This is a genomic window from Paraburkholderia sp. RL17-373-BIF-A, from assembly GCF_046030175.1.
Lineage (GTDB): Bacteria > Pseudomonadota > Gammaproteobacteria > Burkholderiales > Burkholderiaceae > Paraburkholderia.
On record NZ_JARESO010000453.1, the window covers coordinates 1 to 404 of the forward strand.

1 protein-coding gene is annotated in these 404 nt (G+C 49.0%); it reads left to right on the plus strand.

Translation table 11 applies throughout. From position 1 onward, the window contains the following. Positions 1-404 (plus strand): hypothetical protein (locus tag P0D80_RS51335; RefSeq protein WP_408296672.1); only part of this gene is annotated, 404 nt, incomplete at both ends.

Sequence of the window (404 nt, forward strand, 5' to 3'; positions counted from 1 at the left end):
CTGTCGCTCAAACATCCACATGAGGACTTTCGAACCCGTGGGCTGGGTCTGCTGGAGCTCGGCCGCGGCCGGCTGGAGGGATTGACCATTTTCCAATTCAGAATGATTCTCGCAGGGCAAATAAGAGTACAGAATCTCTTGTCTCCAAGTGAGGTAATAGGTGAAGTTAATGACGCTATATCGAGAAATTTAGTAGATTTGCAGTCCCCGACCGGTATGCATACCGCGTCCGGCGGCACGGTTCGTCTGGATGATGGCAGGGATTTGGTCTCGTTCCAGATGTTCGACAATGACGCAAAGACCGAATGGTGTTTGCTGCGCCGTCACGACAAAGTCTTTGATCTGATTACTTGGGATACTGCCATTGACTTAATGAATAAGTGTGACAGAATACATCCATTGAT